At 44.0% G+C, this 14,165-nt stretch carries 10 protein-coding genes, 1 pseudogene and 1 other annotated feature; all 11 genes and pseudogenes read right to left on the bottom strand.

Features of this window, described 5'->3' with window-relative positions:
- Positions 1-444: 444 nt before the first annotated feature.
- The gene (gene rpoC, locus ACZ47Z_RS13560) at positions 445-4,137 is read right to left on the bottom strand and encodes a DNA-directed RNA polymerase subunit beta' (RefSeq protein ID WP_464525648.1); all 3,693 of its coding nucleotides are present in this window, start codon (positions 4,135-4,137) and stop codon (positions 445-447) included.
- Positions 4,138-4,155: 18 nt separating this feature from the next.
- A complete protein-coding gene (gene rpoB, locus ACZ47Z_RS13565; RefSeq protein WP_464525649.1) occupies positions 4,156-8,016 on the bottom strand; it encodes a DNA-directed RNA polymerase subunit beta in 3,861 nt (1,286 codons plus the stop codon).
- 282 nt (positions 8,017-8,298) lie between these two features.
- Positions 8,299-9,462, bottom strand: coding sequence for a M20 family metallopeptidase (locus ACZ47Z_RS13570; protein WP_055171567.1), 1,164 nt, complete (start codon positions 9,460-9,462; stop codon positions 8,299-8,301).
- A 77-nt stretch (positions 9,463-9,539) separates the two neighbouring features.
- Complete coding sequence (gene rplL, locus ACZ47Z_RS13575; RefSeq protein WP_015528663.1) at positions 9,540-9,911, bottom strand: 50S ribosomal protein L7/L12; 372 nt, start codon at positions 9,909-9,911, stop codon at positions 9,540-9,542.
- 92 nt (positions 9,912-10,003) lie between these two features.
- The gene (rplJ, locus tag ACZ47Z_RS13580) at positions 10,004-10,537 is read right to left on the bottom strand and encodes a 50S ribosomal protein L10 (RefSeq protein ID WP_020437213.1); all 534 of its coding nucleotides are present in this window, start codon (positions 10,535-10,537) and stop codon (positions 10,004-10,006) included.
- A gap of 60 nt (positions 10,538-10,597) precedes the next feature.
- Positions 10,598-10,739: a sequence feature (ribosomal protein L10 leader region), on the bottom strand.
- A 125-nt stretch (positions 10,740-10,864) separates the two neighbouring features.
- Positions 10,865-11,557 (bottom strand): 50S ribosomal protein L1, encoded by a 693-nt coding sequence (gene rplA, locus ACZ47Z_RS13585; RefSeq protein WP_015528662.1) that lies wholly within the window; start codon positions 11,555-11,557, stop codon positions 10,865-10,867.
- A 152-nt stretch (positions 11,558-11,709) separates the two neighbouring features.
- On the bottom strand, positions 11,710-12,135 hold the full coding sequence (rplK, locus tag ACZ47Z_RS13590; RefSeq protein WP_015528661.1) for a 50S ribosomal protein L11: 426 nt from the start codon (positions 12,133-12,135) through the stop codon (positions 11,710-11,712).
- Positions 12,136-12,187: 52 nt separating this feature from the next.
- Positions 12,188-12,706: a transcription termination/antitermination protein NusG gene (nusG, locus tag ACZ47Z_RS13595; protein WP_015528660.1), complete on the bottom strand. Its 519-nt coding sequence runs from the start codon at positions 12,704-12,706 to the stop codon at positions 12,188-12,190.
- A 25-nt stretch (positions 12,707-12,731) separates the two neighbouring features.
- Entirely contained in the window at positions 12,732-12,929 is a 198-nt protein-coding gene (gene secE, locus ACZ47Z_RS13600; RefSeq protein WP_015528659.1) for a preprotein translocase subunit SecE, read from the bottom strand.
- A 24-nt stretch (positions 12,930-12,953) separates the two neighbouring features.
- Complete coding sequence (rpmG, locus tag ACZ47Z_RS13605) at positions 12,954-13,103, bottom strand: 50S ribosomal protein L33 (RefSeq protein ID WP_054753150.1); 150 nt, start codon at positions 13,101-13,103, stop codon at positions 12,954-12,956.
- A gap of 203 nt (positions 13,104-13,306) precedes the next feature.
- Positions 13,307-14,143, bottom strand: a pseudogene (locus tag ACZ47Z_RS13610) (tRNA lysidine(34) synthetase); the annotation flags it as partial.
- Positions 14,144-14,165: the final 22 nt, after the last annotated feature.

Here is a 14,165-nt window from a genome sequence, read left to right on the forward strand (position 1 = left end):
TATTGAAAAAAACGATTTCAACGCTAAATTTTATTAGCTACAAAAACGTTTGAGATATGGATATCATTCTAGGGAATTTCCATTGCGCCTACTTCTCAAGTAAAGTTCTTCTTTCGAGAGAATAGAAATCAGATAGCGCAGAAAAACTTACTGATAGATAGACGTTGAGGGTTTGATTCAGATGACTGTTCTGTGTGCTTGGAAAGACTTAAAAAACGAAAGATTACGTTAAAGCAGTGCGAGGCTACTGTCTGAAGCGGCAGCGAGTTTGCCGAGCACTGCTTTGCTCTTAGTAATCTTTCGTTTTTCTTAGTCTTTCCTGTATACAGAACCCGGAGTCTGCATCAAACCCTCAACGTCTGTCTATTCAAATAAACTTTATATGCGCTATCTGATTTCGTCCGAACTCGAAAAAGAATCTCTACGCTAAATCTTTATATTATCTTATTCTTCAGTTTCTGCTACTGCTTCTTCAACTGCATCTGCACTTTCGTCTGCAACAGCTTCTTCTGTGAACTCATCTGTCAGATCAACATTCTCATCAAGATCGATATCATCTTCGAAGTCCAGTTCATCTTCCATCTTAATATCTGTGTTGAGTTTTACATCACGGTACTTCTTCATACCTGTTCCGGCAGGAATATGTTTACCGATGATAACGTTCTCTTTCAGACCAACCAGATGGTCAACTTTACCCTTGATAGCTGCTTCTGTCAGAACCTTTGTTGTCTCCTGGAAGGAAGCGGCTGACAGGAAGGATTCTGTTGCCAGAGAAGCCTTTGTGATACCAAGCATGATCTGCTCTCCGGTAGCCGGCTCTTTTCCTTCTGCAACAAGCTGCTCGTTTACTTCTTCGAAGTCAAGAACGTCTACCATTGTTCCAGGCAGGAACTCTGTATCACCCTTCTCTTCGATTCTGATCTTCTTCAGCATCTGACGAACGATAACCTCGATATGCTTATCGTTGATCTCAACACCCTGGAGACGGTATACACGCTGTACTTCCTGGAGCATATAATCCTGTGTTGCACGAAGTCCTTTGATTTTCAGGATATCATGTGGATTTACGCTACCTTCTGTAAGCTCATCTCCGGCTTCAAGCATAACGCCGTCCTGTACTTTGATACGTGATCCGTAAGGAATAAGATAGGATTTGGATTCTCCTGTCTCTTCGTTTGTAACGATAACCTCACGTTTCTTCTTTGTATCACTGAGTGTTGCACGTCCTGCGATCTCTGTGATGATGGCAAGTCCCTTAGGTCTTCTTGCCTCGAAAAGCTCCTCGACACGAGGAAGACCCTGTGTGATATCGTCACCGGCAACTCCACCATTATGGAATGTACGCATAGTAAGCTGTGTACCTGGTTCTCCGATTGACTGAGCGGCCATGATTCCGACTGCCTCACCAACCTGAACTGCCTCACCTGTTGCCATGTTCGCACCATAACATTTGGAGCATACACCGTTCTTACATTTACATGTAAGAATTGTACGGATCTTAACCTGCTCAAGAGGATTTCCGTTCTCGTCAACACCTTTCTTCATCACGCGCTCTGCACGACGAGGTGTAATCATATGGTTTGCTTTTACAAGGACGTTTCCGTCTTTATCTTTAAGATCCTCAGCAGCAAATCTTCCTGTGATACGATCCTGAAGGCTCTCAATCTCTTCATTTCCATCCATGAATGCAGATACATACATTCCCGGAATCGGCTGACCCGGTTTTGCACAATCTGCATCGTGAATGATAAGCTCCTGAGATACGTCTACAAGACGTCTTGTCAGGTAACCGGAATCGGCTGTACGAAGAGCTGTATCGGCCATTCCTTTTCGAGCTCCATGGGCAGACATGAAGTATTCCAGTACGTCAAGACCTTCACGGAAGTTTGACTTGATAGGCAACTCGATCGTACGACCTGTTGTATCAGCCATAAGTCCACGCATACCTGCAAGCTGTTTGATCTGCTTGTCAGATCCACGGGCTCCGGAATCTGCCATCATGAAGATGTTATTGTATTTATCAAGACCTGTCAGCAGTGCCTCTGTCAGTTTATCATCAGTTGCTTTCCATGTCTCAACAACTTCTTTGTAACGCTCTTCCTCTGTGATAAGACCACGTTTATAGTTCTTTGTGATCTTGTCTACTGTATCCTGTGCTTCCTGCATCATCTGCGGTTTCTGCGGTGGTACAGTCATATCGGAAATGGATACTGTCATAGCTGCTCTTGTAGAGAACTTGTATCCGATTGCCTTAACATCATCAAGAACTTCTGCTGTCTGTGTAGCTCCATGAGTGTTGATAACTTTCTCAAGGATCTGCTTCAGCTGTTTCTTACCAACATGGAAGTCAATTTCCATCTTAAGTTCATTTCCCTCAACCTCACGGTCTACAAAACCAAGATCCTGTGGAATGATCTCGTTAAACAGGAGACGACCAAGTGTTGCGTCGATAGTTCCTGTCTTCTCTTCTCCATTTGCAAGAGTCTTTGTCACACGTACTTTAATCTGTGAGTGAAGTGTGATATATCCATTCTCGTATGCAAGAATAGCCTCGTTCACGCTCTTAAAGAACATGCCCTCTCCCTTTGCACCAGGACGAAGCTGAGTCAGATAGTAAATACCAAGTACCATATCCTGTGAAGGAACGGCTACCGGACCACCATCAGATGGTTTCAGCAAGTTGTTTGGTGAAAGAAGAAGGAAACGGCACTCTGCCTGTGCTTCCTGTGACAGCGGTACATGGACAGCCATCTGGTCTCCATCGAAATCGGCATTGTAAGCTGTACATACCAGTGGATGAAGCTTGATTGCCTTACCTTCTACAAGGATTGGCTCGAATGCCTGGATACCAAGTCTATGCAGAGTAGGGGCACGGTTCAGCATAACCGGATGCTCTTTGATTACTTCTTCAAGCACATCCCATACCTCTGGTTGAAGTCTCTCGACCATTTTCTTTGCATTTTTGATATTGTGTGCTGTTCCGTTCGCTACAAGCTCTTTCATAACGAATGGCTTGAACAGCTCGATTGCCATCTCTTTCGGCAGACCACACTGATAGATCTTCAGTTCTGGTCCAACGACGATAACAGAACGTCCTGAATAGTCAACACGTTTTCCAAGCAGGTTCTGACGGAAACGTCCGGACTTACCTTTCAGCATGTCAGACAGAGACTTGAGTGCTCTGTTTCCAGGTCCTGTTACCGGACGTCCACGACGTCCGTTATCGATCAGCGCATCAACAGCTTCCTGAAGCATACGCTTCTCGTTTCTTACGATAATATCTGGTGCTCCCAGTTCAAGGAGTCTTCTCAGACGGTTATTTCTGTTAATGATTCTTCTGTACAGATCATTCAGGTCAGATGTTGCAAAACGTCCTCCATCCAGCTGTACCATAGGACGCAGATCCGGCGGGATAACCGGGATAGCTGTAAGGATCATCCACTCCGGTCTGTTTCCGGACTCGCGGAATGCTTCTACAACTTCCAGACGTTTTACAATTCTCGCACGCTTCTGTCCTGTTGCATTCTCCAGGCCTGCCTGAAGTTCTGCATATTCTTTCTCAAGGTCAATAGACTCAAGAAGCTCTTTGATGGATTCAGCACCCATACCTACACGGAATGCATGTCTTCCCCATTTTTCCTTTGCTTCCTGATACTCTGCCTCTGAAAGAATCTGCTTGTAGGAGAGATCTGTCTCTCCCTTATCAAGCACGATGTAAGAAGCAAAGTAAAGTACTCTCTCCAGTGTTCTTGGAGAAATGTCAAGGATCAGACCCATACGGCTCGGAATTCCTTTGAAGTACCAGATATGGGATACCGGTGCTGCCAGAGCGATGTGTCCCATACGCTCACGACGAACACTGGCCTTTGTAACTTCAACACCACAGCGATCACATACAACACCCTTATAACGGATCTTTTTGTATTTACCGCAGTGACACTCCCAGTCTTTGCTTGGTCCGAAGATTCTCTCACAGAAAAGTCCGTCCTTCTCCGGCTTCAAAGTCCTGTAGTTGATGGTCTCCGGCTTTGTTACCTCACCTCTGGACCACTCCAGGATTTTTTCAGGTGAAGCCAGGCCGATCTTAATCGCATCAAATGTTAACGGTTCATATTGTTGTTCATTGTTATTTGGCATAAAAACGGCTCCTCCTTATTATTCCTCACCCAGGTAATCATCATCAAAACTTAAGTTCTCAAGATCGCTGTCGTCCGGCTCTTCGTCCAGTTCAACATCTTCCAGTTCTTCTCCGACAAACTCCTTCTCTGTGAATCCATGATCTCCGAAAGATTCATTCTCATCACGATACTTTCTGTCTCCTTCGATGATATGACGCAGGTCTGTCTCACCGTAATCAACGCTCTCCATGATCTTAACCTCTGTATTGTCATCACGCAGTACGCGGACATCCAGAGCAAGTGACTGGAGCTCTTTAAGAAGAACCTTAAATGACTCAGGAACTCCTGGTTCAGGAATATTCTCTCCCTTAATAATTGCCTCATATGTCTTCACACGTCCTACAACGTCGTCAGACTTCACTGTCAGGATCTCCTGCAGTGTATAAGATGCACCATAAGCCTCCAGGGCCCATACCTCCATCTCTCCGAAACGCTGTCCACCGAACTGAGCTTTTCCACCCAGCGGCTGCTGTGTTACGAGAGAGTAAGGACCAGTAGAACGAGCATGGATCTTGTCGTCTACCAGATGATGCAGTTTCAGATAATGCATGTGTCCGATTGTTACCGGGCTGTCGAAGTACTCTCCTGTACGTCCGTCACGAAGACGAACTTTACCGTCTCTTGACAGCGGAACACCCTTCCAAAGTTCTCTGTGATCTCTGTTCTCAGACAGGAACTGGAGAACTTCCGGACGAAGCTCTTCGCCATGTTTCTTCTCGAACTCATCCCACTCAAGGTTTACATAATCATTTGCCAGATCCAGTGTATCCATGATATCGTTCTCGTTCGCACCTGCGAATACAGGAGTTGATACGTTGAATCCAAGTGCTTTTGCTGCAAGACTCAGATGAATCTCGAGCACCTGTCCGATGTTCATACGAGAAGGCACACCCAGTGGGTTCAGCACGATATCCAGAGGACGTCCATTCGGAAGGAATGGCATATCTTCTACTGGAAGTACACGGGAAACAACACCCTTGTTTCCATGTCGTCCGGCCATCTTATCACCAACGGAGATCTTTCTCTTCTGAGCGATGTAAATACGAACTGCCTGATTTACTCCAGGTGACAGCTCATCTCCGTTTTCTCTTGTAAATACTTTGGCATCTACTACGATACCATATTCTCCATGAGGTACTTTCAGAGATGTATCTCTTACCTCACGTGCTTTCTCACCGAAGATTGCACGAAGCAGTCTCTCTTCAGCAGTCAGCTCTGTCTCTCCCTTTGGAGTTACTTTTCCGACAAGGATATCTCCGGCACGAACCTCAGCACCGATACGGATGATTCCTCTCTCATCCAGATCTTTCAGTGCATCATCACCAACACCTGGGATGTCTCTTGTGATCTCTTCTGGTCCGAGCTTTGTATCTCTTGCCTCTGCTTCATATTCTTCAATATGAACAGATGTGTAGACGTCATCCTGAACCAGTCTCTCACTTAAGAGAACAGCATCCTCGTAGTTGTAACCTTCCCATGTCATGAATCCGATCAATGGGTTCTTACCAAGAGCCATCTCTCCACCGGATGTAGACGGTCCATCAGCGATAACCTGTCCTGCCTCAACGCGTTCACCTTTATCAACGATCGGTCTCTGGTTGTAGCAGTTGCTCTGGTTACTTCTCTGGAATTTTGTCAGTTTATATGTTTTCTTTGTTCCGTCATCATGTCTGATCGTAATGCTTGTAGATGTAGAGCTTTCAACTACACCAGCCTGCTCTGCAACTTCAGCCACACCGGAGTCAACAGCTGTCTTAACTTCCATACCTGTTCCGACTACCGGAGCTTCTGTTGTAAGAAGCGGTACTGCCTGACGCTGCATGTTAGATCCCATCAGCGCACGGTTAGCATCATCGTTCTGAAGGAACGGAATCAACGCTGTAGCCACGGAGAACACCATCTTAGGTGATACGTCCATGTAATCGAATTTATTTCTTTCGTAGTCCTGTGTTTCCTCAAGGTAACGACCGGATACGTTCTTATTAATGAAATGACCTTCTTCATCAAGAGGTGTATTCGCCTGTGCTACATGGTAATTATCCTCTTCATCAGCAGTCATATATACAACTTCATCTGTAACAACCGGGTTCATCGGATCTGTCTTGTCAACTTTACGGTATGGTGCTTCGATAAATCCATACTCGTTGATTCTCGCATAACATGCAAGGGAGTTGATCAGACCGATGTTAGGACCTTCAGGAGTCTCGATAGGACACATTCTTCCATAGTGAGAGTAGTGAACGTCGCGGACCTCGAATCCTGCACGGTCTCTTGACAGACCTCCAGGACCAAGTGCGGAGAGACGTCTCTTATGTGTCAGCTCTCCCAGCGGGTTGTTCTGATCCATGAACTGTGACAGCTGGGAAGATCCGAAGAATTCCTTCACTGCTGCTGTTACAGGCTTAATGTTGATCAGGGACTGTGGTGAAATACCCTCCTGATCCTGTGTTGTCATTCTCTCACGAACAACTCTTTCCAGTCTGGACAGACCGATTCTGTACTGGTTCTGAAGAAGTTCTCCAACCGCACGGATACGTCTGTTACCCAGATGGTCGATATCATCATCATTTCCCATGCCATACTCAAGATGCATGTTGTAGTTGATAGATGCAAAAATATCTTCTTTTGTGATGTGCTTCGGAATCAGATCATGAAGATCTCTCTTGATCAGTCTCTTCATCTCATCTACATCACCTGCAGATTCTTCAATGATTCCTGCAAGAACCGGATAATATACCTGCTCTGTCACGCCAACCTCGGCCGGATCAATATCAACAACAGCCTGGAGGTCAACCATCATATTGGAAAGAACCTTGATATTTCTGGAAGTCTCTTCACCCTCTACCCAGATGTACGGTACTGCCGCATTCTGGATCATATCAGCGATCTCACGAGTAATCTTTGTTCCCTTTTCAGCAACAACTTCACCTGTGATCGCACTTACAGCATCCTCAGCGAGGATCTGTCCTGATACACGGTTCTTAAGAAGAAGCTTCTTATTAAACTTATAACGTCCAACTTTGGCAAGATCATAACGTCTTGGATCAAAGAACATGCTTGTAATCAGGCTTTCTGCACTGTCTACTGCCAGCGGCTCGCCCGGACGGATCTTCTTATAGAGCTCTAACAGACCTTCCTGGTAGTTCTCAGAAGTATCTTTTCCAAAACTTGCAAGAAGTTTTGGCTCTTCACCAAAGAGTTCAATGATCTCTGCATTTGTACCTACTCCAAGTGCACGGATCAGAACTGTGATCGGCACTTTTCTTGTACGGTCTACACGTACATAGAAAACGTCATTGGAATCAGTCTCATATTCCAGCCATGCTCCACGGTTCGGGATAACAGTTGCTGAATAAAGTTTCTTACCGAACTTATCATGTGCGATTCCATAATAGATACCCGGGGAACGCACAAGCTGGCTGACGATAACACGCTCAGCACCATTGATAACAAAAGTACCTGTCTTTGTCATCAGCGGAAGATCTCCCATAAAGATCTCATGCTCGTTAATCTCATCAGTCTCCTTATTATAAAGCCTTACTCTGACTTTCAGAGGTGCTGCATAAGTTGCATCACGTTCTTTACACTCATCAATCGTATATTTTGCATCTTCCTCGCAGAGTGTAAAATCCACAAATTCCAGACTCAGATGACCATTGTAATCTGCGATCGGGGAAATATCATCGAATACCTCTTTCAGTCCTTTGTCAAGAAACCACTGATAGGAATCTTTCTGAACTTCAATGAGGTTAGGCATCTCCAATACTTCTTGCTGCCTGGAATAGCTCATGCGGAAGCTTTTTCCGGTTTTGATGGGACGAATTCTGTTTTTCTCCATTGACGTTTCACTCCTCATTTATTGTTTTTGCAGGCAATAAACTGCCTTTTACGAGTTCCAGTTATATAAAAATGAAAAGAGCCTTGCGACAGTATTCTCTGTCACTATATGGCATACCTTTCCACAATAGCGCATTTTCTACTATATCACAAAGCTCTTTTTATTGTCAACATGATTCTTGTGTTTTTTATATTTTTCTTGACTTTTTTCTCAAGATATGTTATATCTTCCGCTATTCTAAGCTTTTTCCTTTTGAACAGTATCTTTTTTCAGAAATAACTTCTATATCATATCTTCATAAAGACAGATCAGCTCACGATAAACCTGAACACACCGCTCAATATCCGCAATTTCAACATACTCATCCGGTTTATGAGCCTGTGCAAGATTTCCCGGCCCATAAGACATACAATTCGGATTTCCCAAAAGACCTGCCACAACTGCTGTGTCTGTATAACCCGTGAACGCTGACACAACCGGATCTTTTCCAGTAACTTTTTTCACTGATTCAGATAAAGCTTTCATAAGACCTGACTCCATGTGTGTCTCCACCGGTGGTCTGTCACCTGTAATCTTATAAGAACCCTTTACACCCGGAACTGCATTTTCCCCAATTTCAATTGCTTTTCGAACAATCTTTTCTGCCTCTTGTGTATTCATCGGCGGAACAAGACGCATATCTATCGTCACCATGCTGTGATCTGATACTACATATGGACTGTATCCTCCGGAAATCTGTCCAAATGTAACCGTAGACTTTCCAAGTTCTTCATGTGTCGGTACTTTTCCCATCGCTTTTCGGATCTCTGCGATCATAAATGCGATTCCGGCGATTGCATCTGCCCCCTTCTCCGGCATACTCGCATGTGCAGTAATACCTTCCACATTAAGTTCAAACCAGGTTCTCCCTTTGTGAGCCATCTGAATCATTCCGGAAGTCGGTTCCATATCAAGAACCCAGTCTTCCTTCTGAATCCATCCTTGTTGCACTGCTGCTTCTGACCCTTTCATATCTGCTTCCTCGTCTACTGTTCCGATAAAGACTAATGTTCCCGGAAGTTTTTCTATATCCTCAGCATTCTCTTTCTGTGATTTTGCCACCTCCGCAAATGCTGTCAACGCACTTGCAAGTCCTGACTTCATATCACAAGCTCCTCGTCCCCAGATTTTCCCATTTGAAACTTCTGCGCCGAATGCATTTTTTGTCCATCCTTCGCCCTTAACAACCGTATCCATGTGACAGATAAATACCAGTGCCGGATGCGCTTTCGCACCTTTCACAACACCTTTTACAATTTTTCTTCCCGGCTCTACTTCGTAAGCCTCTGTATCTGCTCCACTCTCTTTCAAATAGTCGCAGATATATTCACCAATCTCGGTTTCCCAGCTTCCTGGATCCGTACTTTCTATCTTAATCAGCTCTCTCGTCAACTCAACTGCATCCATTTCTAACGCCTCTTTCGCAAAAAGACCGCAGAAGCATATCATCTTCTGCGGTCGGAATAAACTTATATTCAGGAAAATTATTTAAGAGTAACCTCTGCTCCCTGCTCTTCAAGTTTAGTTTTGATTTCCTCAGCCTCTGCTTTAGAAACTGCCTCTTTAACTACCTTCGGAGCTCCGTCTACAAGCTCTTTAGCTTCTTTAAGTCCAAGACCTGTGATCTCACGAACAGCCTTGATAACTTTTACTTTAGATGCTCCAGCGGATGTAAGCTCTACGTCGAACTCATCTTTCTCTGCTGCTCCTGCACCCTCAGCTGCTGCTGCAACTACAACGCCTGCTGCTGCAGATACGCCGAACTCTTCTTCACAAGCTTTAACAAGCTCGTTTAACTCTAATACTGATAACTCTTTGATCGCTTCGATCATTTCAGCTGTTGTCAATTTAGCCATTTTAAATATCCTCCATTTTTCTTTTCATTCTTAATTAATTAGATGAGCATCTGCTCATATATGCTGTCTGTATCCAGATCAGCTGACGCATATTACTCTGCGTCTGTTGCTGTCTCCTCTGCTGCTTCTGCTGGAGCCGCTTCTCCACCCTGCTCTGCGATCTGTTTGATAACACGAGCAAAGTTTGTGATAGGTGACTGTAAGCTTCCAAGCAACTTGGAAAGCAGTTCGTCTCTTGAAGGGATCTTAGCAAGTTCAGAAATACCTGCTACATCATATGCTGTTCCTTCAACTACACCACCCTTAAGTTCAAGTGCCGGAGCATCCTGTGCAAATTTGTAAAGGATTCTTGCCGGTGCTGTTGCGTCATCTTTAGAAATAGCAATAGCGCTTGGTCCTTCCAGGCAGTCATCAAGGGCTGCAAATTCAGTACCCTCGAAAGCTCTCTTCATCATTGTGTTCTTGTAAACTTTGTAGATCACACCAGCTTCTCTAAGCTGTTTACGAAGCTCTGTATCCTGAGCAACTGTAAGTCCACGGTAGTCAACGAGAACTACTGACTGAGCGTCTTTAATCTCTTCTGCAATCTTGTCAACGATTGGCTGTTTTACTTCAACCTTTGCCACTTTTCGGTACACCTCCTTATATTATTCGTGTACTGCCAAAGTTCCCAGCAGATCACTCTGCTGAAACTAAAAAAATCTCCAGGTCCAAAGACGTGGAGGTTCTACAAATTCATACGCATGTAAAAATTCATTCTTCCTCGGTAGGCGTTCATAACTTACGCTTTTCAGCACCTACTGTCTTCGGCAGTTGCTAAGCTATAATACCATGTTATTTTCCATATGTCAAGCCTATTTTTCATCTTTTTCTTTTTTTCTTTTTCAAAAGAGGATCCGCCGAAAGCAGACCCTCCTCTATGACAGTCTCGCAACTGTCTCTTTTACATTTTATTATGCAAGCTTAACCGGGTTAACCTTTACGCCAGGTCCCATTGTAGATGTAAGAGTTACACTCTTCAGGTACTGACCTTTAACAGCGGCTGGTCTAACCTTGTTAATTGCATCGATAAGCGTCTGGAAGTTGTCCGCTAACTGCTCCTCTGTAAAGGATGCTTTTCCAACCGGAACATGGATAATGTTTGTCTTGTCCAGTCTGTACTCAATCTTACCAGCTTTGATATCGTTGATAGCTTTTGTAACGTCCATTGTTACTGTACCAGCCTTCGGGTTTGGCATAAGTCCCTTAGGTCCGAGTACACGTCCAAGACGTCCAACAACACCCATCATGTCCGGTGTAGCAACTACAACGTCGAAGTCAAGCCATCCCTCGTTCTGAATCTTCGGGATCAGTTCGTCTCCTCCAACGAAGTCAGCACCTGCTGCTTTTGCTTCCTCAGCCTTAGCGTCCTTAGCGAACACAAGGATGCGAACCTTCTTACCTGTTCCGTGTGGAAGAACTACAGCACCACGGATCTGCTGATCAGCGTGACGTCCGTCACAACCTGTTCTGATATGAGCCTCGATTGTCTCGTCAAACTTTGCTGTTGCTGATTTCTTTACTAATGCTACTGCTTCTGCAGGATCATAGAGATTTCCTCTTTCGATCAGTTTTGCAGCTTCGATATATTTTTTTCCTCGTTTCATTTTACAATAACCTCCTTGTGGTATTGGCGGGAACTTGCCCCTCCCACTTTATGAATTTACTAAACAATTGAACTCTCAGCGCTCTCTCCCCCGAGGACACCGGAAAAGGTCGGCTGATTGTATCCTACAATATAATCGTTATAAAATCTGGATTAGTCTTCTACAACTACACCCATGGAACGGCATGTTCCAGCGATCATGCTCTCAGCAGCCTCTACTGTAGCTGCGTTCAGGTCTGGCATCTTCATTTCAGCGATCTCTCTAACCTGAGCTTTTGTGATTGTAGCAACTTTTGTCTTGTTCGGTACACCAGAACCGGACTGAATCTTACAAGCTTTCTTAATAAGAACTGCTGCCGGTGGTGTCTTTGTGATGAAGCTGAAGCTTCTGTCATTGTAAACAGTGATTACTACAGGGATGATAAGATCTCCCTGATCTGCTGTTCTAGCATTGAACTGTTTTGTAAATTCTACGATGTTTACACCGTGCTGTCCAAGTGCAGGACCAACCGGTGGTGCCGGAGTTGCCTTTCCAGCAGGAATCTGTAATTTGATATATCCTTCTACTTTTTTTGCCATTTCAATTACCTCCTTGTGGTATTGGCGGGATTCTCATCCCTCCCACGCAATTTTAATCCATTTTCTTCACTTCTGAAAAACCAAGTTCAACCGGAGTTTCTCGGCCAAACAGCTCAACATTGATTGTCAGACTCTTCTTCTGTTCGTTGATTGTCTGAACAGCTCCAACTGTTCCTTCCCATGCACCGCTAAGTACAGTTACAACATCACCGATCTCAAGATCAAGGATCACCTCATCCTGTTTGATTCCAAGGTTCTCCATCTCACTCTCATCAAGCGGTACCGGCTTGGATCCAGGTCCGACGAATCCTGTAACACCTCTTGTGTTTCTTACAACATACCAAGTGTCATCATTCATGATCATGTGGATCATAACATATCCAGGAAACATCTTTCTCTGTACGACCTTTTCCACTCCATTACGTATCTCAGGTACTTCCTCAAGTGGAACACGAACTTCCAAAATCTGGTCTTCCAGATGACGAGTCTCAATTGTCTTGTCAATGTTTGCTTTTACTTTGTTCTCATACCCTGAATAGGTATGAACGACGTACCATTTTGCCTCTGACATAAAATCACCTTTCTGCTGCGGTCAACTATTTCACTAAAAAGTCAATTCCATATCTCAAAAGCGCATCAACTACTGAGATCAGCGCTCCAAGCACTACGGAGACAGCAACAACTGCCGTGGTCTGTTTAGCAAGTGTATTCTTGTCTGGCCAAACGATCTTATTGAACTCTGCCTTAAGTCCTTTGAACCAGCTCTTTTTCTGAGTTTTTGTATTCTCACCCATAATTCCACTTCCTTTCGACAACAATTATTTTGTCTCTTTGTGCAGTGTGTGTGATTTGCAGAATCTGCAGTACTTCTTGGTTTCCATGCGTTCCGGATGAGTCTTCTTATCCTTTGTCATGTTGTAGTTACGGTTCTTGCATTCCGTACATTCCAGAGTAATTCTTGTGCGCACAACTTCCACCTCGCTTTTAATATATTCACCTACGTGTTGCTGATGGTTGCGAGCCATCAATTTTTAGGCATAAAAAAAAAGCCTACTTCCATTCGCCCAAACATTGTATCATGGGGGCAAACAGAAGTCAAGCCTCTTTCTTAATTTTTCAATTTAGCATTTTTTATATCCACTGCTTCTTCATTTACATCCGCAGTTCCGTATCATTCACCTTGTTCTTCCGACTTCTCATCGTAAGTGTCAAGGAAATGATGCTTCTCACCTTTTGACTTATACGCAACTACAGTATCCAGATTTACATTTTCAACACTCTTGAAAATATTTCCCTCCACATATGGATTTACTTTTTTCAATGTAGCAATCAATTCTTTGATTTCTTTACGCTTAGAAAGATTCTCTTCATTCTCAGTTGTAGCGCACGCTTCTGTAAACTTACATGCACACTGAAGAAAATACAGATCATTATAATCTCTCCATGCTTTGATATCTTCTTCGCGAACCATATATAGCGGTCGGATCAGTTCCATTCCTTCAAAATTTGTACTATGCAGCTTCGGCATCATCGTCTGCACCTGCGCTGAATAGAGCATCCCCATGAGGATCGTCTCGATCACATCATCATAATGATGTCCTAATGCAATCTTATTGCATCCCATCTTCTGCGCATGACTATACAGATATCCGCGACGCATTCTTGCACAGAGATAACATGGTGACTTTTCTATATTAAAAACTGATTCGAAAATATCTGATTCAAAAACCTCTATCGGAATCTCCAGCCGCTTTGCATTCTCCTCTATCACCTGACGGTTAACCGGACTGTACCCCGGATCCATCACAAGAAACTTCACCTCAAAATCAAACTTATTATGACGCTTCAGTTCTTGAAAAAGCTTTGCCAGCAACATAGAATCTTTTCCTCCGGAAATACAGACAGCAATTCTGTCTCCCGGTTTTACAAGTTCATATTCATTGATTGCCTTTGTAAATTTACACCAGATATTCTTCCTGAATTTCTTGCGCAGACTCTGCTCTACTTCCTCCGCAAAGCTTAATTCTTTC

Source organism: Mediterraneibacter faecis (assembly GCF_055383675.1).